We start from the raw sequence: 22,036 nt of genomic DNA on the forward strand, positions 1-22,036 counted from the left end.
TAAGATTTAGTTATGGGCATTTTAGATACTATAATCGATACGCACCAACGAGAATCTTTGCAAGAATTTGAGTTAAACTTGATCATTGCGAAGATCCTTGAACCTTTGAAAGAGCGCGAAAAGCTGATTCTTTCCAAGCGTTATGGTTTAAACAGCGAACCTGTTCAGACTTTAAAGGTAGTCGGGGAAGAACAGGGCTTAACTCGCGAGCGCGTTCGACAAATCGAAAAGGAGTTACTCAAGAACTTAAAACGTGGCGTTAACCAGCTGGAAGAGTTTATCTCTGCCCGTGACCTTTTAGTTACTACTATCGCCGAACACGGCGGTTTGATGTCGGAAAAGTCTCTGATCCAATTTTTAGGCTACTCGGAAGAAAGCGATGTCCAGGCATTAAAATTCTTATTGCGTTTAATTACAGAAATTGAAGAGCACAGCGAAGATGAGCATATCCGACAGTCCTGGTCTAAGATTGGTTTCGATAAAGATTTTTTGCGAGACTTTGTAAAAACCACAAAAGAATTGCTAGATAACCATGGTCAGCCTTTGGAACCCGAAAAGTTTATCGAAAAATTTGAACAATCGGAATTCTTTAAGCAGAATCAGGACAAGCTTACTCCGAAAGTAGTATTGAACTACCTGCACGCTGCAAGCGGCGTTAAGAAGAACCCTTTCGGAGAATTTGGATTGCATCACTGGAACGAAATTAAGCCAAAAGACGTTGGCGATAAAGCTTATTTAGTAATGAAGCACCACAAGAAGCCGGAGCATTATTCTGCAATTACCGATCTGATCAACGAGCACAACATTGACGGCCGCAAGGCTTACAAAGAAACAGTTCACAATAAGCTCATTAAAGACAAGCGCTTTGTACTAGTCGGCCGCGGCATTTATGCCTTAACCGAATGGGGCTATAAGCCAGGGGTTGTGTCCGACATCATTGTAGAAATACTTAAGGAATCTGGCGAACCTCTTACTCGCGACGCGATCGTAGAAAAAGTTTTGGATCGCCGCCTTGTCAAAAAAAATACTGTATTGGTTGGCTTGTCTAACAAGAAATTATTCAAAAAAGTGGGTAAAAACCTTTACTCTTTAGCTAACAGTTAAATTTAATTTTCAGAAACAAAAACCAGGTCTAATATTATGGAAAACGGTCTATTCCCAGACGTAATCAATTTGTTAAGCACTATTTGGTTCCTATTCAGTCATGGGGGATGGGTCGTTTTTGTTATTATCACAATTTATATTCTGTATCAGTTGTATATTAACGAAATACAGGGGCAGTATGTAAACAGTATTGAGTGGACCCTATTAGAAATTAAGCCTCCCAAAGAGAATCCGACCAGCTTCTATAACGCGGAACAAGTATTTATTCAGCTGCACCAGCTGTTTGATAATTTTACATTCCAAGAAAAATACCTCGAAGGCAAGGTGGTGTTTACCATTGCTTTCGAAATTGTCAGTTTGGGTGGCCGCATCTCTTACTTAGTGCGAGTGCCGACCAAGCAGCGCGATCTATTAGAGGCCGCCTTATATGCCAATTATCCAAGCATAGAATTGACAGAAGTAAAGGATTACTTGGACAATTTTCACTATGATCCAGAAGACAAGCGCTACGATTTATTTGGTGCGGAATTTGTACCTGTTAAAAATCAGGCATATCCGATCCGTACTTACCGCGAGTTTGAAAGTTTGCACGGTCCAGAACTGAGCGAAATAGTAGTGGATCCACTATCGCCGTTACTAGAAACTTTTACTAAGATTAGCGACCAGGAATTTTATGGTGTGCAATTCATCCTGCAGCCGGTAATGGATTCTTCTTGGGAACCGGATGCCTTGGAGCAAATTGATAAGCTGCTAGGCGAAAAGACTATCGTCACTGCTGACGGTAAAAAGGCTAAAGTCAAGAACGACATGATGGGCGTAGACGAAATTGTAAAGCAACAGATCGTCTCGATTAAAAGCAAGCTTAACCGTCCCGGTTTTAGAACCAAGATCCGAATGCTGCACTTAGGAACTAAAGAGCAATTTAATAAGAATGCAAAAAAACTAATCTTAAGTCCATTTCGAGTTTTTGCCGCACCAAACTTCAACAGCCTAAAGCCGACCTACGGTCCTAAAAAAGATTATCGCATCTCCCCGAGCTTAGAAGGTGCGTATATCGACTGGTGGGTTAAACGCCGCAAAAAGGAACTATTTGAGGCTTACAAAGGGCGCAGTAGTTATATGGGCGATAAAACTGCTATTCTTAATACAGAAGAGCTGGCCACTCTATATCATTTCCCGATTACTACGACTTCTGTCACTCAGCCGGTAGAATCGCTCGAAGTGAAGAAGATTCAGCCACCAGCCAACCTACCTATTTAAAGCAAGAACATTTATACCTTTATGGAACAAAAAGAACAAATCAATTTTTTTGGCAAAACGAACTTCCGCAATCGGCAAGTTCCTTTTGGCATTAAAACCGACGATCGCCGTCGTCACATGTATGTGATCGGTAAAACAGGAATGGGGAAGACCACGTTGATGGAAAACATGGTTATTCAGGATATCCGCAACGGCAACGGCGTCTGCTTCATCGACCCCCATGGCGATCCGATAATGAAAATTTTGGATTTTGTTCCGCCTCATCGGATTAACGACGTGGTGTACTTTAATCCGGCCGATTTAGACTACCCGATCGCGTTCAATATATTAGAATCTGTGGAAAGCCGGTATAAACATTTAGTCGCTTCCGGCTTGATGGGTGTGTTCACCAAAATTTGGGCCAGCATGTGGTCTAGCCGTATGGAATACATTCTAAACAACACCATTTTGGCTTTGCTCGACAGTCCTGGCAACACTATGCTTGGTATTGTGCGAATGTATGTAGATAAAAAGTACCGTAAAAAAATTGTCGATAATATCAAGGATCCAATGGTTAAGGCTTTTTGGATTGAAGAGTTCGCCAATTATGCAGAAAAGTACCGAACAGAAGCCGTGGCTCCGATCCAGAACAAAGTCGGACAGTTTTTATCCTCGGCCGTCATTCGCAACATCGTGGGGCAGCCAAAATCTACAATAGATTTGCGCGATATAATGGATAACCAAAAAATTCTATTGCTGGACCTTTCTAAAGGTAAAGTGGGTGAAGATAACTCCGCGTTACTCGGAGCCATGATTATTACTAAACTCCAGTTGGCAGCTTTATCTCGCGTGGACATACCGGAAAGCGAACGTAAGGATTTTTATTTATACGTGGACGAATTTCAAAACTTCGTCACGGACAGTTTTGCGACTATTCTAAGCGAAGCGCGTAAATATCGTTTAAACCTTACCATGGGCCACCAGTATATCGGCCAGCTGACTCCGGAAAACAATACCAAAGTTCGCGATGCCGTATTCGGTAACGTTGGCTCTATGATTGTATTCCGAGTAGGAGCGGCGGATGCCGAGTATTTAGAAACGGAGTTCGAACCGGCATTTACCCCTACAGACATCGTCAATTTGCCTAAATTCCATATCGTCTTAAAACTAATGATCAACGGCGTGGCCAGCGATCCTTTCACGGCTACAACCATTCCTGTCGATGAGAACTGGAGAATAGGGGACGGTGAAAAAGTAATTAAAGTTTCTCGAGAACGCTATGCTAATCCGCGTGAAGAAGTAGAAGAAAAGATTCAGCGCTGGATGGGCACAGAATTTCATGAGGCTTCTGCCGATTCGCACAGTGCTGAAAATGGCGAACAGTCTATCCGCAGACAGCGAGATCTTCCCGCACAAAAAGCTGGGACGGGCGGTTATGCTGCGTCCAGAGAACGCACCCCAGTGACTCGTCCGGAGAGCAATGAGAATATGCGCCAAACTGATCAAAATGATCAGCCTGGGGTAGTCGCGGAAGTAAGTGAAGTGGCTGTGCGTAAAGCCAGCATCCAAATCGCCGATGATTTCTTAAACCGCGTAAAGACTCCGGCCAAAGCTCCAGCCTTTGGTCCATCCGCCGCTGCGCCGGGAAAGCTGGGTCCAAATAGTAATTCAAATAGAACTGGAGGCCGTTCCTTTAGCAAGCCTAACAGTAGAACAGCTGCGGCACAGCCTGGCAACGCGTATTCGCGCCCAAAACCGGCTCCAAAAGGCCCAAAGAAGCCCGACTTTTGGAAAACTGCCCAAACTCTAAATCAACAAAACCAGGAAGGATTGGCTAATAACATCGCTGATGCTTTAGAAGGCGCGTTTACAACAGCACCACCAAAACCTCAGCCAGCTGCACAACAAGCTCCAAAACCTCCAGTAGACGGTCAAAGTGCAAATCAGACCGGCATAGCAGAGGAAGGACAGACTTACAATTTATAAATCAAAAAACCGTTGAAAGTTTCAACGGTTTTTTTGTTAAGCTAAGAGTTTTTCTATTTCTGCTTCGATAGTAGCTTTTGGGGCAGCTCCTACGATTTCGCCAACGATCTGTCCGTCCTTAAAGAATTTCATAGTTGGGATGCTCATAATGCCGTATTCCTGTGTGAGTTCGGGCTCTTCGTCAACGTTGATTTTTGCTACCTTAATTTTACCTGCATACTGTTCGGCTAATTCTGCGACAATTGGACCGAGAATTTTGCAAGGACCGCACCATACCGCCCAGAAGTCCACCAGAACCAAACGATCCGATTTTAGCACCTCAAAATCAAAAGTGCTTTTAGTTGCTTTTATTTCGCTCATAAATATAAATTAATGTACCCATTCAGTGTATTAAAATTCGGGTGTAGTGTCAATGAGTTGCCTAAAACCAGCAAGGGATTTATTATGTTAATATGGTCAAATCCCTCAAAATAATCGGCTTAATAGTACTTGCGATCATTATACTGTATGCGATCTCTTTTTTCTTTTCTAATGCAGGTTTGGGTCCCAGTTATAATTCCAAATTATCTAACAAGGAACAGGTGAATATTGGAAGCATGGCTACATATTCTGTGGGCGCGCAAGACATCCCTGAAGTTAAGGCAAAAAGCTATATGGCGGTAGATCTGGCAAACGATGAAATAATTTATTCCAGGCGAGCAGATAGTCCGTTGTTAGTAGCTAGCTTAACTAAGCTGATGACAGCTTGGATAGTGTTAAATTATGGCGACATGTCCGACAGGTACACAGTCTTGAAAGAGGATGCCACCGCCTTCAGCCCGGCTTTAAAGCTAGTACCAGGGGATAAAGTACTTGTATCGGATTTATTTAACGCCATGCTAATCGGCTCAGCCAACGATGCCGCAGCCGCACTTTCTCGTTATATAGAAAAGAAACAGCCTCAATCGTTTATTGAGTTAATGAATCAGGAGAGTAAAAAGCTGAATATGAAGGATACGCGCTTTAGCAATCCAAATGGTTTTGACAGCGAAACAAATTATTCTTCTAGCAATGATCTTCGCATCCTCGCTACAAAATTGTTAGAAAAAAGCGCGTTCGATGCAACCAACCGTGCTACAGGTTACACTTTTTCTGGAGAAATAAAAACGGATTACCAGATTAATGCCACAAATATTCTCCTTAAACAGTACTCCGACCTGAGAGCAATCAAAACCGGTTTTACCGAAGAAGCGCAAGGAAGTATGATAAATATTTTAAGACATAACAATCAAAATTACCTGCTAATTGTGATAGGCAGCCCCGATCGGGAAAGCGATACGCTAATCCTCAGAAAGAAAGTCCTGGAGATCCAATAGATTTCACTTTGATGCTAAAAATATGGTATAATAAATCCAATGATCACCGATTTATTAATCAAAATATTTAGCTTAACTGCTATAGCTTTTTTGTTTGCTATTGCCATCACGCCGCTCGTGACCAGCTTGCTTTACCGTTTTAATTTGGGGAAGCAAATTCGCAATGATGGCTCTACGCCGCTATTTTCCCGTATGCATTCTCATAAAGAAGGCACTCCTACCATGGGAGGGGTAATTGTGTGGGGAACTGTCTTGATTTTAGGCGTTGTCTTTTGGTTCTTCGACCGCGCGCTAGGCATAGAAAATTTTCATATTCTAAACTTCCTAACCAGAAAAGAAACCTTGCTACCTCTGGGAGCGTTGATAGGCGCAGCGATTGTGGGCCTGATGGACGATTATCTAGACATTCGCCGCCTCGGACACATGGGGCGAGGCTTCCGGTTCCGCTTTAAATTAATTTTATACACTTTGGTAGCCTTAATTGGTGCCTGGTGGTTTTATTTTAAGCTTGGCTTTGACTTCGTGCACGTTCCTTTTTATGGCGATGTAACTATAGGATGGTTGTTTATTCCGTTCTTTTTACTCGTAACAGTGGGGACAAGCTTTGCCGTAAACCAGACCGACGGTTTGGACGGTTTGGCAGGAGGAGTTTTACTAGTAGCCTTTATAGGTTTTGCGGTTATATCTTTCATGATCGGCCGGGATAATCTAGCGTCTATGCTAGGCGTAATCTCCGGATCTTTACTGGCTTTTTTATGGTTCAATGTGCACCCCGCCAGATTTTTTATGGGCGATACAGGCTCAATGGGCTTAGGGGTGTTGCTGGCTATTGTGGCATTTTTGACCAACAGCGTATTACTGCTTCCTCTGATGGGATTTGTCTTCGTAATCGAAGCCGGCAGCTATTTTATACAATTGTTTTGGAAAGTAGTATTTAAGAAAAAATTCTTTTTAGCTGCCCCTATCCACCACCATCTCGAAGCGGTGGGGTGGCCGGAAGCTAAAGTTACCATGCGATTTTGGATTCTCTCCAGCATCGCAGGAATCATGGCCGTTATCATCTTCTTCCTGGACCGTTAATTTATTCATAACTTCAATTACAAAAACAAAAATGTATTCACTGCTCATAAAAAACGCAAATATAATCGACGGGTCTGGTAAGAAAGGTTTTGCTGCGGATGTCGCGGTAGAGGGCGATAAGATAGTTGCTGTATCGGAAAAGATTACCGTGGGTGCTAAGCAAATTTTTGACGGTACGGGTTTAATTCTAACGCCGGGGTTTATAGATGTACAAAACCATAGCGACAGTTATTGGCAGCTGTTCGACAATCCCGCATTAGAGAGCTTGGTCACCCAAGGCTATACAACTATTTTGGTAGGAAGCTCTGGCAGCAGCCTGGCCCCTTTGCTTTCCGAGCAAAGCCTTTTGGGTATTCAAAAATGGAAGCCCACCTCGGGCATTAATGTAAACTGGCGGACTTATAAGGAATATGCGGAGCAATTGGCGGGAAAGAAATACGGAGCAAATGTCTCGACCTTAATTGGGTATTCTACTGTCCGTCGCGGTCTATTAGGCGATTCGGTATCAGCACCGACAAAAGAAGATCTAGACGCCCTGACCAAGCTATTGGAAGAATGCTTAGTTGCCGGAGCCAAAGGCGTTTCTTTGGGATTGCAGTATTCACACGAGTTAAATGTCAGCGAAGCAGAGATTTTTAACCTTGCTCAATTGTGCGCCAAGCATAATAAAGTTTTGGCTGTGAGCTTAAGGAACGAGAGCTCGGAAATGATCGCCAATATCCGAGAACTGGCTGCCATTGCAGAACAGACCGGCGTGAGGCTAAAAATATCTCATTTGAAGATCAGATTCCGCAACAATCAAAATCTGCTTACGGAATTATTAGACACCTTAGAATCCAGCTGGCATAGGGGAGTAAAGATTTCTTTCGATTCCTATCCGTACGATTTTACCTGGCAACCCTTGTACACTTATTTGCCAAAGTGGGCCATAGAAGGCGGTCGCAGCAAAATGCTGGAACGGCTTAAAGATGAAGTGCAGCATAAAAAAATATTGAGTTATCTACGAGATCATCCGGGCAAGATCACGGAGTTGATTATCGCGTCCACAGGACCAAATTTAAAAGTCAACGGCAAAGCCGTGTCTAAAATCGCCAAGGATATGAATCTAACCAGCGAAGAAGCTGTATTAAGCCTTATCAAAAGCGGAGGCAGCAGCGTTCTTGTTTTCGATAAATGTTTAGATCCCAAAACAGTATCAATAATTAACAATCACGCTATGGGCCTGATTGCCACCAACGGAGGCGGTTTTAACCTTATCCATGGCGAAAACTTAGTCCACCCGCGCAGTTTTGGAACCAGTACTAAATTTTTAAGATCTGTAATAGACGATAAAAGCATCAGCCTGGAAGAAGCGGTTGCCAAGCTGAGCGGCAGAGCTGCAGAGGTCGCAGGCTTAACTGACCGGGGCATCTTAAAAACCGGCAATTACGCAGACTTGGTTCTGTTTGACCCGGCGCATATCAATTCCGAAGCCAGCATGAGCAATCCATACCAGTACAGCAAAGGCATAACAGCCGTCTGGGTAAATGGCGAATTAACAGTTCGCAACGGACTGCCTTTAGAAACATTAGCTGGGACTTTCATTTGATGGATATTAAAGGTTTACAAAATAAATCAGTCGGGATATTAGGTTTCGGACAGGAAGGGCAAGCAATCGCTGAATATTTAGTTAAAAGCGGTCTGAACCCTGTTGTTTACGACGCAAAAAAATTAGACGAATGGTCATCTTTAAATTTAGCCAAGCTGCATTCGCTCGGTTTGCAAGCTGTGACCGGAGAGGATTATTTGCAGCATGCAATTGATTCGCAAGAGATCATTTTTCGGAGCCCGGGGATTCGCCTGCCTGACAAGCAGCAACAATTAGCGATTTCTAAAAATATTACAATCACTAGCCAGACTCAGTGGTTTTTTGAACATTGCCCAGCAAAAATAATAGGCGTTACTGGCACAAAAGGCAAAGGCACTACTTCTAGCCTAATATACGAGATCCTCTCAGCGGCAGATTTACAAAGCAAAGTCTATCTAACTGGCAATATCGGCAAGATCCAGCCTTTGGAGTTTTTAAGCGATCTTACCCCCGAGGACTGGGTCGTTTATGAATTGTCCAGTTTTCAGCTTCAAGATCTCAAGCAAAGCCCTCACATTGGAGTTTGCTTAATGGTAACTTCCGACCATTTGGACTATCATTCGGATTTAAATGAATACCACACCGCTAAATCTGCCATTTCGGCATTCCAAAATGAGGAAGATATTTGCATTTATAATGCCGATTATGAGGCGACGAAAAAAATAGGCGAACTAGGTTCGGGGCAAAAATGGAAGATTAGCAAATTGCAGCCTGTGCAGAACGGAGCTTGGATCAACGAAAAGTCCGAGGAAATTCAGATCAGTGGCACCAGCGAACATCCTTTAATCATTAGTGGCAGTAAGAGGTTACTGCGCGGAAACCATAATCTCGAGAACATCGCGGCTGCCAGCCTAGTTGCGGCAATTTTACAAATTCCAGATGAAATTATCAAAAAAACAGTTAATGAATTTCCAGGTCTTAAGCACCGCTTACAGTTCGTAACAGAAAAGAAAGGTGTTAAATACTACAACGATTCTATTTCGACAATCCCGGAAACTGCCATTGCAGCTGTTAAGGCTTTCCCAGAGGAATCCATCGTGCTGATACTCGGCGGTTCGGAAAAAAATTTGGACTATTCCGAGCTTGCTACTGTTATTGGCAAGTCCAAAAATATAAAAGCAGTTGTAACTATGGGCCCAGTCGGGAAGAGAGTCCAGCCATTGCTAATTTCTAATAATTTTTCTGGCAACATACAAGGGCCGTTTAGCGATTTTAATCAGGTAATGCAGGCGGTCAACAGAGTTTCGGAAACCGGAGATATAGTTATATTGAGCCCCGCCGCACCATCCTTTGATATGTTTGAAGGTTATGCGTTTCGAGGCGATGAATTTATAAAGCAAGTGACTCAATAATATGCCTAAGACAAAGTCAAAATTGAATCTGCCGGTCTTACTGCTCACGGCTGCGCTGGTTGTGATCGGGTTAAGCATGCTTTGGTCTGCGTCTACTGCGGAATCCACTCAAAATTTTGGGAATACTACCTATTATTTAGTCCATCAATTAACCCGCGGGGTTTTAATAGGAGCCATCTCTTTATATTTCTTTAGCAGATTTGACTACAACAAATTAAAGAAGCCAGCTGGAATATTTTTAGCAGTGGCTTTAGTGCTTTTGGTTTTAGTAAAGATGCCTGGCCTGGGAGTAACCGCCAATGGTGCAACCCGCTGGATAAGCTTGGGTCCAATTTTCTTCCAGCCAGCGGAATTAGCCAAGCTTGCAGTCATAATTTACCTAGCTGCGTGGATGTCTAAACCAGACCGCGCGCCCTCTAATAATTTTTGGCATTCGGTTTTTCCTCCTCTGGTCTTGATCGTTGTAATGAGCATGTTAATCATATGGCAGCCGGACTTGGGATCCACTCTTTCTTTATTGGCTATTAGCATGACCATGTTTTTTGCCGGCGGTGTCAGGTTAAAATATTTAGCAGGTTTAGCGGTGAGCGGAGTGGTGGCAGTTTTAGGTATTGCCTGGATAGAACCCTACCGTCTCCAGCGCATCACTGCTTTTCTAAATCCAAGCGGGGATCCGCTCGGCATCGGCTATCAGATCAATCAGGCGTTGATTGCCGTCGGAAGTGGCGGCCTGTTTGGCTATGGTTATGGACTTTCCCGGCAAAAGCACTTCTATTTGCCAGAAACGATTAACGACTCTATTTTTGCTATAATCGCTGAAGAGCTGGGCTTTATCAGAATTGTGCTGATATTGCTTATATTTGGTGCGTTGCTGTATAAAATGATGCAGGTTGCCCTAAAAGCCTCGGATAATTTCGGCCGAATGCTCGCCATTGGCATTACCTCGCTTATAGCGATAAATGTTACTATAAACATAGCCGCCATTATCGGATTAGTGCCTCTTACCGGCATCCCGCTCCCATTCTTTAGCTACGGAAGCACAGCTATGATAGTCAACCTTACTGCCATCGGCATACTCCTGAACATATCCAAACAAAGTAAAGCATGAAACGAAAAGTAAAAATTGTATTGCACCATCATATCGACCAAAATTACGAAACGGGCAACAGAGGTTTTTCTTGGCCGTCTTTTAAGTCTCTGGGTAAGTCTCTAGGATATGGAGTGCTGAACGGATTAGTAGCATTAAGCTACGCCTTCGGCTGGGTTCTAGTAAACGCCTTTAAGCTGCCCAAGACCCTAGCGCAGGCAGTTAAAAAGAATAATTTTCAATACAAGAATTTTGATTTCAAAAGGGCAGGCAGCTTCGCCTTGCTTATGATCATTGCCCTAGTTCCAATCTTTGCATTGCAAGTAGCGTCAGAAGGACAACGCATCAGCGGCCGAATCTTGGGAATCAGCGACAGCTTATTGGGCAACGTAAATTCCGCCCAGGAAGCAATTAAGCAGCAGGATTACGAACTCGCGCAAAGCAACTTTGCTGGAGCTCTGTCTGACCTAAAAATCGCCCAATCGGAGCTGGATCAATCCAGCCTGTTCTTAAGATCCATTATTAACTTTGCACCGGCCGGCTATAACACCGGTAATGTTTTAAAAGCCGCAGAATTACTAACAGAATCCGCGCAAATCGGCAGCGGCCTACTGGCCCAAATTGAACAATTCAGATTCTCACCAGAAGGATTGACGGTAGTAAATACCGGCAAAAACACATCAGCGCGAGATGCTCTGAACCAGGTAAGATCAGATGTCGCAGCCGTGAATCTGAAGCTAAACGAAGCCAATGCATTATTGGCTCCGCTAGATAGCGGGGCTTTGCCAGCAAAATATCAAGCACCTTTACGGGATAGCCAGGAGCTAATTGCGGATCTGTCGTCTCAGATGAAATCGTTGAGCGCCGCTACGGATTTATTCACCCAAATCCTTTTGGGCGAAAAGCGATTTTTAGTTTTTTTGCAAAACAACAATGAACTCCGAGCTACCGGCGGATTTATAGGTACTATTGCCCAAGGGAAATTACAGGATGCCTCTATTAAGCATTTGGATATCCGCAGCGTTTATGATCTAGACGGTCAGTTGGCAAGCTGGATAGTTCCGCCCAAGCCGATGCGCGCGGTTAACAATAGATGGTTTATGAGAGACGCTAATTGGCTGGCCAGCTTCGCCGAATCCAGCCAGAGGCTTTCTATTCTTTATGAGAAAGAAGGCGGGGAAACTCCAGATTTAATTTTGGGCATAACGCCGGACTTATTCATAGATTTATTAAATAAGACCGGCCCGATTACTCTGCCCACATATAAAGTCACAATTTCCAGCAGTAACTTTATCGAGCAGATTCAGACTACCACTTCTGTGGCATACGACAAGAACCTTAACCAGCCTAAGCAGCTCTTGGCCGATTTATACCCTCTGCTCTTGCAAAAAATCGGCGCCAGCAATGGTTCTGGCTTAGGAATGTTAAGTCTATTGGAGTTGTTCCAAAAGAATTTAGCGGCAAAGAATATTTTAGCTTATTCTAGAGATCCCAACCTTCAATCTCAGCTAACTAAATTTCATTGGTCCGGAGAACTGATAGCAACCCACAAAGATTACCTGCACATCAACAGTTCTAACTTAAGCGGCACCAAAACTGACAGGTCTTTAAAGCGAAATGCTACTCTAATTACCACTATCCAGCCTGACGGCGCTATTATCAATCAGGTTCGATACACGATTACCAATCCGCTACCTAACAGTCCTGGGTTAACTAATACCAGCTTTGTAAGATTCTATGTTCCAGATAATTCCAGGATTTTAGCAGCAGATGGCTTTGATAATATCACCATGCCAGAATTACCAAAGGATAAAGGTTATGTTAACGACTCGGTAATTGAACAGTGGAACCGCGATCTGCAATTCGACGACGCTCATAATGTTTTCTTTGGGAAAGAGAGCGGAAAAATGTTCATAGCTAACTGGTTTAAGGTGGCAGGGGGAGAGACTAAAACTGTTACCGTAACCTACCAGCTTCCGTTTAAAATAGATAACCCGGATAACTATAGCTTGTATTGGCAAAAGCAGGCAGGAATGCTCCCGTTCGAGATATCTCAGGAGATCATTTTCCCCGATCGCTCGTTGATTTGGGATAATTTTGGCAACCAAAACAGGGGAGTCGAAAAGCCCAGTTCAGATAAGTCAATCTGGAGGCAGCAAAGTTTTAATCAAGACCAATTCATCGGCGTAGTGATAAAGGCAAAATAATATCTTATGGTAAAACTATACCGCTTCTTTAGCCGGTTTGAACAAAATTTTCATTTAGGCAGAGCAACTATAATCATTGCTGTGCTAACTTTGCTTTCCAGGATCTTTGGGTTTATGCGCGATCTGTTGCTGGCTAAGAATCTGGGCCTGAGCAGTCAAACAGATATATATTTTTCTGCTTTCCGTGTCCCGGACCTTATTTACAATTTGCTCATCCTGGGTACCTTAAGCGCGGCTTTTATTCCAGTTTTTACTAAATACTATCTGAAAGATAAGAATGAAGCATGGAAAATAGCCAATAGTGTATTAAACATTGCAGTTGTAGGCGTAGGAGCCTTATCTGTTGTAGTATTCGTTCTGGCAAAGCCTCTCACAAAAATAATTGCGCCTGGTTTTGAAGGGCCAGAGTTTGACCAAACAGTTGCGCTGACCAGAATATTATTACTGTCTCCAATTATCTTTACAGTTTCCAACGTGTTTTCGAGCACGCTTTTAAGCTTCAAGAAGTTTATTTGGGTAAATACAGCGCCGCTCCTCTATAATCTGGGCATCTTGATGGGCATTTTATTCCTGCATCCTCATTTTGGATTAAAAGGAATAGCAGCAGGAGTAATAGCAGGTGCCTTAATGCATGCTTTAATACAATTACCTCAGCTGATTCAGTTAGGGTGGAGCTGGAGGCCGAAATGGGATTGGAAAAATGCCGGGGTTCAACAAATTGTTAAGCTGTTTATCCCAAGAGTCTTAGGGCTAGATATTTCTTATGTTAATTTGGTGATAGTAACTATCATCGGCTCCACTTTAGCTACCGGAACCATCGCCGCTTATAATTTTGCAAATAATATTCAAGCTGTACCATTGGGGATTTTTGCTATTTCAACAGCCTTAGCGGTATTCCCAGTCTTATCGGAAGAGTACGCAAAAAAAGAACTAAATTCGTTTATTAATACTTTTAACCGGGCTTTTGTAAGAATTGTATATTTAATCCTGCCTGTAAGTATAATGCTCCTGCTTTTGCGCGCGTATATTGTGCGCTTGCTTTTAGGTTACGGTAAATGCGATTGGACATGCACCATTACTACTTTCGATACTTTGGGCGTACTGAGCTTGAGCTTAATCGCTCAGAGCCTCATACCTTTGCTGTCTCGAGCATTTTACGCTAGGCAAAATACGAGGATTCCCGTTTTTATTGGTTTAGCCGCTATGTTAATCAATGCCGGTTTGTCCTATACCTTATCTTTTGGATTGGGAATTCTGGGAGTCGCTTTAGGTTTTGTGGTTGCATCCATGTTCCAGCTGCTGTTCTTGATCATTTATCTGCACCGAGGCTTGCAACATGATTTGCGCAACCAAAAAATCATCCGCGAAAGCGATTACTATATAGTGTTCAATTGCAGCAAAATACTAGTATCTGCGCTCATTACCGGTTGTGTAGCCTACGGGCTGCTTTATCTTTTCGCCTTAATCTTCGATACCCATACAATCGCTGGGATATTTCTGCAAACCGGGTTATCTAGCATTATCGCAGGGTTGGTGTACTTATTACTAACTGCCTGGATGGGCGTGCCCGATGCAGCGAGAATAAAGACAACTTTAAACCGTATGGCTTCTTTCTTCAATGTTTCAGCCTAGATAAGCCTAAAACTATTGAAAATAAAAGCAAAAATTGCTAAACTAGCTCTATGATTGTAAATCCCGAGCTAGCTCAAATACGAAATTTCTGCATTATTGCCCATATCGATCATGGAAAATCTACCTTAGCTGACCGGCTTTTAGAGGTTACTAAAACCGTTACAGCCAGAGAGATGAAGGCTCAGCTTTTAGACCAAATGGATCTGGAACGTGAACGCGGTATAACCATCAAACTTCAGCCTGTACAAATGGACTACCGCTTGGACGACAAGCCGTATGTTCTGAATCTTATCGACACTCCTGGGCATGTAGACTTCAGTTACGAGGTTTCAAGAAGCTTAGCCGCCTGCGAAGGCGCTATTTTAGTTGTGGACTCAACCCAGGGAATAGAAGCGCAAACTTTGGCCAACGCTTATTTGGCAATCGAGAATGATCTCACCATTATCCCGGTTATCAATAAAATTGATCTACCCAACAGCGATCGAGTTAAGGTTGCAGAAGAGATGAAGGCCGTGTTCGGCTTTAAGGATGAAGAATTTATTTATGCTTCGGGCAAAACAGGAGAAGGAGTGGAAGATATCCTCAGAGCGATTGTCGAACGAGTTCCTGCTCCGACAGGAGATTCCAACGAGCCTCTCCAGGCCATGATTTTTGATTCCAGTTATGATGCGCATCGCGGGGTAATCGCATACGTGAGAGTAATGAACGGCGTCCTCGAGCCTCGTCAAAAAATCACCATGATGGGCAGCGGAAGCGAAGCCGAAAGCTTAGAAGTCGGCGTGTTTAAACCGCGCATGACCAAATCAACTTCCATCGCAACGGGCAGCGTAGGCTATATCGTCACGGGATTAAGGGAAGTGAGCAAAGCCAGTGTTGGTGACACCATCACCTTAATTAAAAACAAAGCTCAAGAGCCATTGGCTGGGTATAAGCAAGTTAAGCCAATGGTGTATGCCAGTATCTTTCCAGTATCAGGGGACGACTACCCGCTGCTTCGCGAAGCAATGGAAAAATTAAAGCTTAATGATGCTGCGCTCACCTTTGAAGCAGAAAACATCCCTAGCATTGGCTTTGGCTTCCGAACTGGTTTTTTAGGATTGCTGCATATGGACATCGTCCAGGAGCGATTAACCAGAGAATATGATCTAGATTTGGTATTAACGGCACCAAGCGTGGTTTACGAAATCAACTTAATGGGCGGAGGAGTAGAGACTGTCTACAACCCAGCCGGCTTCCCAGACCCTTCTACAATAATGTCAGTCAAAGAGCCGTGGGCAGATGTCGCGATTCTTTCGCCAACCGGCTATATTGGACCGATCATGGAGATTGTTAGCCAACGGCGCGGCATCAGCAAAGGCATGGATTATGTAGGCCAGGAACGCGTGGAAATTAAGTTCGAAATGCCTTTAGCCACTATTATCATGGACTTTTATGATAAACTAAAAAGTGTTTCCAGCGGCTATGCTTCTTTAAACTACGAGGTAAAAGAGATGCGCGAAGGCAACTTAGTTAAGCTGGATATCCTGGTCGCCGGCGAAAAGATCGATGCCTTGTCCGCGATAGTTCACCGCAGCACTGCCGAAAGCGATGGGCGAGAACTAGTGGAAAAGCTTAAGACCCTAATCCCCAGACAGCAATTCGAAATTGCCATTCAAGCAGCCATCGGCAGTAAGGTAGTGGCTCGCGAAACAATTTCGGCCATGCGCAAAGATGTGACCACAGGCTTGTACGGCGGTGATGTAACCCGAAAAATGAAAGTATTAAACAAGCAGAAAAAAGGCAAGAAGCGAATGAAGAAAGTCGGGAAAGTCGATATACCTCAGGAAGCTTTTCTAGCTGTGCTCAAGAAATAAAGATTAAATTTAACAAAACAAACATGAGAAACAGAAAATTGCTCAATCGAATCATGATAATCATTTCTGTACTAATTATTGCTTCAATGATTGGCAGCTTCTTCTTTTACATCGCCACCCAATCTACAGCGCCTACGGCAGTTCCAGCCACCGGCATGACGGGAATTCCTCAGTAACTAAAACATTATGGCAAAATTCGCATTATTAGAGGGCGAACATGTGAAGAACGTTTACCGTCAAAGCAGTGTGTTTTTAATCGAGGATTCTTTAGTCCCTCTTGCGGCCGCGATTATCCCCACGCTAATTTTATGGAGGTACGGGTTGTTAGGGCAATTTCAGGGAGTGGTTTACGCGCTAGTGATCGTTTCAGGAATTTGGTTCATCAAAAAATGCATACTGTGGTACTTAACGAGCTATGTACTAACTAACAGGCGCCTCATCCTTTTTTACCGACCAGGAATATTTAATAAGTCGGTCATGGAAACCCCTTTGGAGAGGGTATTAAACGTCGGTTACAAGTCCAAAGGATTCATTTCCGCCATCTTCGATTATGGCAACGTAGAAGTACAGGTTGTGGGCCTGGTCGATTCTGTCACTTTAAAGAATATCCCTAATCCTGCTGCTATTAAGGATTACTTATGGGAAATGCATAAACGGGTGATTGCTAAGCCGATAGCGTTCGACCAAGATGACATTACCCATTTCCAGGAAAAAATCGGTTATACTAAAAAGAATAAAAAGTCTCAATGAAGCTACCCAAAATCTTTTACAATAAATTCTTTTTAGGAGCTATGATTTTGGTATTTTTATTTTCAGCCTTATTAGAATATAATCAATACAGGCAAAGGCATAAAATAGATACCGAAATAGCCATGCTCAAACAGCAAGAGCAAGAACTGCAAGCTTCCAACCGACAGCTAGAGCAGTCTATCAATTTTCTGTCCTCGCCCGAATACCAGGATAAGCTTGCCCGCCTGCAATTAAATTTAAAAAAGGAAGGCGAGATTGTTATTAATATTCCCCAGCAGCAAGCAGAACAAAACGGCGGCGCCGGGGGGCATTCACCAAAATCAAATCTTATTAAGTGGTGGGAATACATTTTTATTAACTAAGACATATGACTCAACATAATGATCACATTGAAGAAGCAAAGCCAGCTAAAAAGCTAAAACGAAAGCACAAAATCGGCATCGGCGTTGCAATTATCATAGTACTGGCTGCAATCGCCGGGTGCCTGGCTTGGCTGTATACTGGCCAGCTCAGCCCTGCCAAGGAAAAGGTTTTCCGCGCTGTACCATTGCCTATTGCACTCATCGAAACTCACCACATTACCAGCAAAGACTTATACAACCGCCTAGATCTGGCAAAAAAAGTTTTAGAGAGCACCGGGCAAAGCACTAATAATTTAGAAACCTTACTTCTGGATCAGCTAATAAAAACCGAAAAGATGAACCGAATCGCTGCCAAGCAAAACGTTACTGTAACCGATGAGGAAGTGGATAAGAGCTATCAGGCAATTATCAAGCGATTTCCGGATGCCAGCGAAGAGGAATTCGAAAAAACCTTGGCCTCTAGTTATGGCTTGGACCTTAACACCTTTAAGAACGAAGTTGTCCGCCAGTCGGTACTGCAAGAAAACCTTCGCCTCTGGTTTGCTAAGCAAGAAAACTTAAACAGCGAACAATACAATAAAGCTCGCGACTTGGTACGCCAGCTAGATGAGGGTACTAGCTTCGAGGAAGTGGCTCGCAAATATAGCGAGGATAATGCTAGCAAGCCATTTGCAGGCGACAGCGGCTTCATTAAGTATTCCGACATGCTGCCGGAGTTTCAGCAGGCAGTCAAGGATCTGTCTATAGGGGATACGAAGATCGTAGCCAGCCGCGCAGGCATTCATGTTTTAAAGATCAACGCCATCGAAGGCGACAGCAGTAATCAGGATGGCCGTAATTATAACCTTCTGCAGATCTATATCGAACCCGCAGATTTTGAGGCTTGGCTGGACACCAAAACCCAGGAAATCAAAGCTGTAAAGCTCTTATAATCAAAAGTTAGCCAAACCCAGTTCAACAGAACTGGGTTTTTTGTTAAAATTGAAAGTACGCGGGCGTAGTACAATGGTAGTATGCGACCTTCCCAAGGTTGAGACGTGGGTCCGATTCCCATCGTCCGCTCCATCGAAATGATTCTGCCGACTTAGCTCAGCTGGTAGAGCAGCGGTATCGTAAACCGCAGGTCATCGGTTCAAACCCGATAGTCGGCTCCAGGAAATACCTATTACTAATTTCGAATTAAATTAATTGCGTTAATGTCAAAAATTCCCAAGCATGCGATAAGTTTATATAAAGGTGTAAGTTTTGAGGTTCTGCAATGGTCTCAGGTGATGTTCGATAACTCCGTGCGGACTTTTGAGGTCGCAAAAAATTTGGAAACTGTTTCCATAATGGCCACAGTCGGAGATAAAATTGTAGTTCTGTATCAAAAGCAGCCTGGGACAAAATGGTACTACACTTTACCAGGCGGGTATATGGACATCCCAGAAGAGTCTCCCCGCAATGCAGCGCTGCGGGAATTAAGAGAGGAAACTGGCTTGAAGCCAAAATTTTTTAAAAAATTTCAAACCTATCACCGCCTGGGTCGAATCAGATCAACCCTTCACATGTATATTGCCAATGATTGCTATCAGGCAGGTGGCCAAAAACTAGATGGCGGGGAGATTATTAAAGTAAAACTTTACTCATACGACGAGTTTCTAAGATTATCCGACAACCCGCATTTCCATAACAGCGACTTAGTTATTCTCATGCTTCAGGCGCGCCTCTCTAAATCTAAATACTTGGCCTTTAAAAAAACCATTTTCCAAGGGGCGAAGAAAATTAAGAAAACCTTGCCAAAATAAGGTTTTTTTGATAACTTTTATAAGTAATGCAGGACCAAATCCCAGACAATAACGAGAAAAAACCCGCTTATTCTGCACGAACCCTCGCTATTGCAGTAGAATTTGGTTTTATTATTGCCATCCCATTGGCTGGAACTACGCTCTTAGGAAAGTGGCTCAGCGTTAAATACGACCAGCCATTCTACTTATACGGTGCAATTATAGTGGCAATCATCCTTAGCAGCACTATTCTGACCGTCCGGATCAAAAAAATTTACGACGAAATAATTAAAAAATAATGGCCGCAGCCTTACCTCCGCTCGCCGCAGAACCGATCTTTCATGTCGGCAGTCTGCCAATCACCAATACCATGATCAACTCCAGCATTACTGTGCTGGGGTTTGTTGTGTTTGCGGTGGTTATTAGCCTAGCTGTCAAGCGCTATGCGGGCAAAGCTCCTCAAGGAATATTAAACTTTTTTGAATCCATCCTCGAAACTCTTTTCGGCTATTTCGATACGGTTACCCATAGCCGCGAAAAGACTATCAAATTTTTGCCTTTAGTGGGAACCTTGTTCTTATTTATTTTAGTTTCTAATTGGATCGGCCTTCTTCCAGGCATCGGCAGCATTGGCCGCTACTTAGTGCATGAAGGACATGTTATGCTTGTGCCGATGTTTCGCCCTGCCACCACAGACTTGAACATGACTTTGGCCATGTCTTTAACGGCTGTAATCACTTCCCACGTAGTGGGGATTGCTGTAATTGGGTTCTTTAAATACTTTAACAAGTTTATTAAGCTGGGAGATTTGTGGCACGCATTAAAGAGCATGAACCCTATGACGATGTTAACTGCGGTTATCGAATTTTTCATTGGCTTTCTGGAAATTATTTCAGAAGTCGCCAAGATGCTGTCTTTATCTTTGCGTTTGTTCGGCAATGTTTTTGCAGGGGAAGTTTTGTTAACTGTACTGGCAGGGATTTTGCCTTTCGTATTGCCATTACCTTTTATTGCCTTGGAGCTGATTGTTGGCATAGTACAAGCTACTGTATTTGCCATGCTTACATTGGTTTACTTAACTGTCGCCACAACCGAGGTAGCCAGCCATCACAGCGAACACAAAGAAGATCTAGAACCAACGCCGACCGTTTAGGTGTTTTTAATCAGGTATCGAATTATCGATATCTGATCTTTAATACTTAACAGCTCATGCCGACTTTAAACAATTTCCCAGTCGAGCAGAAGCAAAAGGACTAACAATGACTCCTGAATCAATGGAATTATTGGCAAAAGCTATCACCATCGCTGTCGGCGGTGTTGGACCAGCTCTAGCGATTGGAAAAATCGGTTCCAAGGCTATGGAATCCATCGGCCGCAACCCAGAAAGCGTAGACAAACTATTCGTACCCATGCTTTTAGGCATGGCTTTCGCCGAAGCTATCGCGATTTACGCGCTAGTTATTACCTTCATCTTATAGTTTCCAAACGGAACTCTTTGACCCCGCAAGCCGGAGCAGAGAGTTCGCCTTTGTAAATTATTATTATATGAAAAAACCTTTACTCACCATACTTATCATTGTCCCGTTGGCAGTCATTCTCTTTGTAGTAAACCCTTATGGCGTATTTGCAGCCACTACAGCACCGAGCGCTCAAACTACGGCTCAGACGACGGCTAATTTAGACGAGAGCCACTCCGGCGCCGCAACAACGTCGACCGACCATAGCGAGGACGCAGGGGTTGTAGGCCTGTTTGGCTTAAACTGGAAACTCTTCATCGCTCAATTGATCAACTTTGCAATTGTGTTGTTTGTGCTTTGGAGATTCGTATTTAAACCGGTGACCAGCAATATGCAGGAGCGCGCAAAGAAGATCGAAGACTCCCTGGTTAACGCAGACCGCATCACCAAAGAGAAAGAAGAATTCGAAGCCTGGAAGAATGCCGAGATGAGCAAAGCTCGCAACGAAGCCACTGCCATTATTTCAGGAGCCAAGGATACAGCAGAAAAAGTTAAGCAGGAGACCGTAGAAGCAACCAAAAAAGAACAGCAAGCTGTATTAGATAAAGCAAAGCAAGATTTAGATAATGCTCAGAGGCAAGCCGTGAACGCAGCCAAGGCTTCTATCGCAGAAATGGTAATAAGCTCTACAGAAAAACTGTTAAAGTCGAAAATTGACGCAAAGACGGACAGCAAGATCATTAAAGACAGCATGGGACATCTTGAGGAGAGCGTATGAAATTTACAGTAAAACAATACGCCCAAGCTTTGCACGAAGCCATAAGCGACACCAACCCTAAAGACCATGATAAAGTAATTAATAATTTTATCGAGGCGCTTAAACAAAATGGCGATTTAGCTAGCTATGAAAATGTAGTGAATGAATTTGAAAGCATGGTCCAAGATGCTAACCAAACTACCAAGATCGAAGTTACTACGGCTTCCGAAGCAGCTGCCACCCCTGGCTTGATCAAAGAACTAAACACCTTCGCTAAAAGCAAGGGTCAAAAAGCGGAGATAACAACCAAAGTAAACGAAGAGATAATTGGCGGAGTACTCATAAAAGTCGACGATACGCTGATAGACGCAAGTCTAAAATCACAGTTAGAAAATTTAGAACAAGAGTTAAAGAACTAAACA

The 22,036-nt window shown here is 43.4% G+C and carries 22 protein-coding genes and 2 tRNA genes; 23 read left to right on the forward strand and 1 reads right to left on the reverse strand.

Features of this window, described 5'->3' with window-relative positions; genetic code table 11:
• Nucleotides 1-12: 12 nt before the first annotated feature.
• Genes IPM19_02380 through IPM19_02390 form a run of 3 tightly spaced genes read left to right on the forward strand, consistent with a single transcriptional unit; the run spans nt 13 to nt 4,329 of the window.
• Nucleotides 13-1,104 (forward strand): hypothetical protein, encoded by a 1,092-nt coding sequence (locus tag IPM19_02380; GenBank protein QQS23385.1) that lies wholly within the window; start codon nt 13-15, stop codon nt 1,102-1,104.
• 36 nt (nt 1,105-1,140) lie between these two features.
• A complete protein-coding gene (locus IPM19_02385) occupies nt 1,141-2,364 on the forward strand; it encodes a hypothetical protein (GenBank protein ID QQS23386.1) in 1,224 nt (407 codons plus the stop codon).
• 21 nt (nt 2,365-2,385) lie between these two features.
• The gene (locus IPM19_02390) at nt 2,386-4,329 is read left to right on the forward strand and encodes a type IV secretion system DNA-binding domain-containing protein (protein QQS23387.1); all 1,944 of its coding nucleotides are present in this window, start codon (nt 2,386-2,388) and stop codon (nt 4,327-4,329) included.
• 36 nt (nt 4,330-4,365) lie between these two features.
• Here IPM19_02390 and trxA read toward each other — a convergent pair whose 3' ends face one another.
• Nucleotides 4,366-4,689 (reverse strand): thioredoxin, encoded by a 324-nt coding sequence (trxA, locus tag IPM19_02395; protein QQS23388.1) that lies wholly within the window; start codon nt 4,687-4,689, stop codon nt 4,366-4,368.
• A gap of 92 nt (nt 4,690-4,781) precedes the next feature.
• Here trxA and IPM19_02400 point away from each other — a divergent pair, with 92 nt between their 5' ends.
• The 20 genes from IPM19_02400 (at nt 4,782) to atpH (ending at nt 22,033) form a co-directional block, all read left to right on the forward strand.
• On the forward strand, nt 4,782-5,684 hold the full coding sequence (locus tag IPM19_02400; protein QQS23389.1) for a serine hydrolase: 903 nt from the start codon (nt 4,782-4,784) through the stop codon (nt 5,682-5,684).
• 39 nt (nt 5,685-5,723) lie between these two features.
• Complete coding sequence (gene mraY / locus IPM19_02405; protein QQS23390.1) at nt 5,724-6,764, forward strand: phospho-N-acetylmuramoyl-pentapeptide-transferase; 1,041 nt, start codon at nt 5,724-5,726, stop codon at nt 6,762-6,764.
• Between the two features lie 31 nt (nt 6,765-6,795).
• A complete protein-coding gene (locus tag IPM19_02410; protein ID QQS23391.1) occupies nt 6,796-8,352 on the forward strand; it encodes an amidohydrolase family protein in 1,557 nt (518 codons plus the stop codon).
• The gene (murD, locus tag IPM19_02415; protein QQS23392.1) at nt 8,352-9,743 is read left to right on the forward strand and encodes a UDP-N-acetylmuramoyl-L-alanine--D-glutamate ligase; all 1,392 of its coding nucleotides are present in this window, start codon (nt 8,352-8,354) and stop codon (nt 9,741-9,743) included. The genes IPM19_02410 and murD overlap by 1 nt, the downstream gene beginning before the upstream one ends.
• Before the next feature lies 1 nt (nt 9,744).
• Nucleotides 9,745-10,851, forward strand: a complete 1,107-nt coding sequence (gene ftsW / locus IPM19_02420; protein QQS23393.1) for a putative lipid II flippase FtsW — start codon at nt 9,745-9,747, stop codon at nt 10,849-10,851.
• Nucleotides 10,848-13,037, forward strand: coding sequence for a DUF4012 domain-containing protein (locus tag IPM19_02425; GenBank protein QQS23394.1), 2,190 nt, complete (start codon nt 10,848-10,850; stop codon nt 13,035-13,037). Before ftsW ends, IPM19_02425 begins: the two co-directional genes overlap by 4 nt.
• A 6-nt stretch (nt 13,038-13,043) precedes the next feature.
• A complete protein-coding gene (gene murJ / locus IPM19_02430; GenBank protein QQS23395.1) occupies nt 13,044-14,669 on the forward strand; it encodes a murein biosynthesis integral membrane protein MurJ in 1,626 nt (541 codons plus the stop codon).
• Nucleotides 14,670-14,719: 50 nt separating this feature from the next.
• Nucleotides 14,720-16,522 (forward strand): elongation factor 4, encoded by a 1,803-nt coding sequence (gene lepA, locus IPM19_02435; GenBank protein ID QQS23396.1) that lies wholly within the window; start codon nt 14,720-14,722, stop codon nt 16,520-16,522.
• 23 nt (nt 16,523-16,545) lie between these two features.
• Nucleotides 16,546-16,698 carry a hypothetical protein gene (locus IPM19_02440; GenBank protein ID QQS23397.1) on the forward strand — a complete coding sequence of 51 codons (153 nt, stop codon included), beginning with the start codon at nt 16,546-16,548 and terminating at the stop codon, nt 16,696-16,698.
• Nucleotides 16,699-16,708: 10 nt separating this feature from the next.
• Nucleotides 16,709-17,272 carry a PH domain-containing protein gene (locus IPM19_02445; GenBank protein ID QQS23398.1) on the forward strand — a complete coding sequence of 188 codons (564 nt, stop codon included), beginning with the start codon at nt 16,709-16,711 and terminating at the stop codon, nt 17,270-17,272.
• Complete coding sequence (locus IPM19_02450; protein ID QQS23399.1) at nt 17,269-17,634, forward strand: septum formation initiator family protein; 366 nt, start codon at nt 17,269-17,271, stop codon at nt 17,632-17,634. Before IPM19_02445 ends, IPM19_02450 begins: the two co-directional genes overlap by 4 nt.
• Nucleotides 17,635-17,639: 5 nt before the next feature.
• Entirely contained in the window at nt 17,640-18,566 is a 927-nt protein-coding gene (locus tag IPM19_02455; GenBank protein ID QQS23400.1) for a peptidylprolyl isomerase, read from the forward strand.
• A 59-nt stretch (nt 18,567-18,625) separates the two neighbouring features.
• Nucleotides 18,626-18,699 (forward strand) — tRNA-Gly (locus IPM19_02460).
• A 13-nt stretch (nt 18,700-18,712) separates the two neighbouring features.
• Nucleotides 18,713-18,788: transfer RNA gene (locus tag IPM19_02465), tRNA-Thr, on the forward strand.
• 42 nt (nt 18,789-18,830) lie between these two features.
• Nucleotides 18,831-19,421 carry an NUDIX hydrolase gene (locus tag IPM19_02470; protein QQS23401.1) on the forward strand — a complete coding sequence of 197 codons (591 nt, stop codon included), beginning with the start codon at nt 18,831-18,833 and terminating at the stop codon, nt 19,419-19,421.
• A 26-nt stretch (nt 19,422-19,447) separates the two neighbouring features.
• The gene (locus tag IPM19_02475) at nt 19,448-19,699 is read left to right on the forward strand and encodes a hypothetical protein (GenBank protein QQS23402.1); all 252 of its coding nucleotides are present in this window, start codon (nt 19,448-19,450) and stop codon (nt 19,697-19,699) included.
• Nucleotides 19,699-20,553, forward strand: a complete 855-nt coding sequence (gene atpB, locus IPM19_02480; protein ID QQS23403.1) for a F0F1 ATP synthase subunit A — start codon at nt 19,699-19,701, stop codon at nt 20,551-20,553. The genes IPM19_02475 and atpB overlap by 1 nt, the downstream gene beginning before the upstream one ends.
• Before the next feature lie 106 nt (nt 20,554-20,659).
• Nucleotides 20,660-20,878 (forward strand): ATP synthase F0 subunit C, encoded by a 219-nt coding sequence (atpE, locus tag IPM19_02485; protein QQS23404.1) that lies wholly within the window; start codon nt 20,660-20,662, stop codon nt 20,876-20,878.
• A gap of 67 nt (nt 20,879-20,945) precedes the next feature.
• Complete coding sequence (gene atpF / locus IPM19_02490) at nt 20,946-21,635, forward strand: F0F1 ATP synthase subunit B (GenBank protein QQS23405.1); 690 nt, start codon at nt 20,946-20,948, stop codon at nt 21,633-21,635.
• Nucleotides 21,632-22,033: an ATP synthase F1 subunit delta gene (gene atpH / locus IPM19_02495; protein QQS22480.1), complete on the forward strand. Its 402-nt coding sequence runs from the start codon at nt 21,632-21,634 to the stop codon at nt 22,031-22,033. The genes atpF and atpH overlap by 4 nt, the downstream gene beginning before the upstream one ends.
• Nucleotides 22,034-22,036: the final 3 nt, after the last annotated feature.

Source organism: bacterium (assembly GCA_016699995.1).
Lineage (GTDB): Bacteria > Patescibacteriota > Doudnabacteria > UBA920 > UBA920 > UBA920.

Bases quoted from the DNA above. Each gene is read 5' to 3' on its own strand.
- ftsW (QQS23393.1), top strand. From the start codon at position 9,745: ATGCCTAAGACAAAGTCAAAATTGAATCTGCCGGTCTTACTGCTCACG.
- atpH (QQS22480.1), top strand. From the start codon at position 21,632: ATGAAATTTACAGTAAAACAATACGCCCAAGCTTTGCACGAAGCCATA.
- IPM19_02455 (QQS23400.1), top strand. From the start codon at position 17,640: ATGACTCAACATAATGATCACATTGAAGAAGCAAAGCCAGCTAAAAAG.
- IPM19_02440 (QQS23397.1), top strand. From the start codon at position 16,546: ATGAGAAACAGAAAATTGCTCAATCGAATCATGATAATCATTTCTGTA.
- trxA (QQS23388.1), bottom strand. From the start codon at position 4,689: ATGAGCGAAATAAAAGCAACTAAAAGCACTTTTGATTTTGAGGTGCTA.
- murJ (QQS23395.1), top strand. From the start codon at position 13,044: ATGGTAAAACTATACCGCTTCTTTAGCCGGTTTGAACAAAATTTTCAT.
- IPM19_02470 (QQS23401.1), top strand. From the start codon at position 18,831: ATGTCAAAAATTCCCAAGCATGCGATAAGTTTATATAAAGGTGTAAGT.
- IPM19_02445 (QQS23398.1), top strand. From the start codon at position 16,709: ATGGCAAAATTCGCATTATTAGAGGGCGAACATGTGAAGAACGTTTAC.
- IPM19_02475 (QQS23402.1), top strand. From the start codon at position 19,448: ATGCAGGACCAAATCCCAGACAATAACGAGAAAAAACCCGCTTATTCT.
- IPM19_02425 (QQS23394.1), top strand. From the start codon at position 10,848: ATGAAACGAAAAGTAAAAATTGTATTGCACCATCATATCGACCAAAAT.
- IPM19_02450 (QQS23399.1), top strand. From the start codon at position 17,269: ATGAAGCTACCCAAAATCTTTTACAATAAATTCTTTTTAGGAGCTATG.
- atpF (QQS23405.1), top strand. From the start codon at position 20,946: ATGAAAAAACCTTTACTCACCATACTTATCATTGTCCCGTTGGCAGTC.
- atpE (QQS23404.1), top strand. From the start codon at position 20,660: ATGACTCCTGAATCAATGGAATTATTGGCAAAAGCTATCACCATCGCT.
- IPM19_02410 (QQS23391.1), top strand. From the start codon at position 6,796: ATGTATTCACTGCTCATAAAAAACGCAAATATAATCGACGGGTCTGGT.
- IPM19_02400 (QQS23389.1), top strand. From the start codon at position 4,782: ATGGTCAAATCCCTCAAAATAATCGGCTTAATAGTACTTGCGATCATT.
- IPM19_02390 (QQS23387.1), top strand. From the start codon at position 2,386: ATGGAACAAAAAGAACAAATCAATTTTTTTGGCAAAACGAACTTCCGC.
- atpB (QQS23403.1), top strand. From the start codon at position 19,699: ATGGCCGCAGCCTTACCTCCGCTCGCCGCAGAACCGATCTTTCATGTC.
- IPM19_02385 (QQS23386.1), top strand. From the start codon at position 1,141: ATGGAAAACGGTCTATTCCCAGACGTAATCAATTTGTTAAGCACTATT.
- mraY (QQS23390.1), top strand. From the start codon at position 5,724: ATGATCACCGATTTATTAATCAAAATATTTAGCTTAACTGCTATAGCT.
- IPM19_02380 (QQS23385.1), top strand. From the start codon at position 13: ATGGGCATTTTAGATACTATAATCGATACGCACCAACGAGAATCTTTG.
- murD (QQS23392.1), top strand. From the start codon at position 8,352: ATGGATATTAAAGGTTTACAAAATAAATCAGTCGGGATATTAGGTTTC.
- lepA (QQS23396.1), top strand. From the start codon at position 14,720: ATGATTGTAAATCCCGAGCTAGCTCAAATACGAAATTTCTGCATTATT.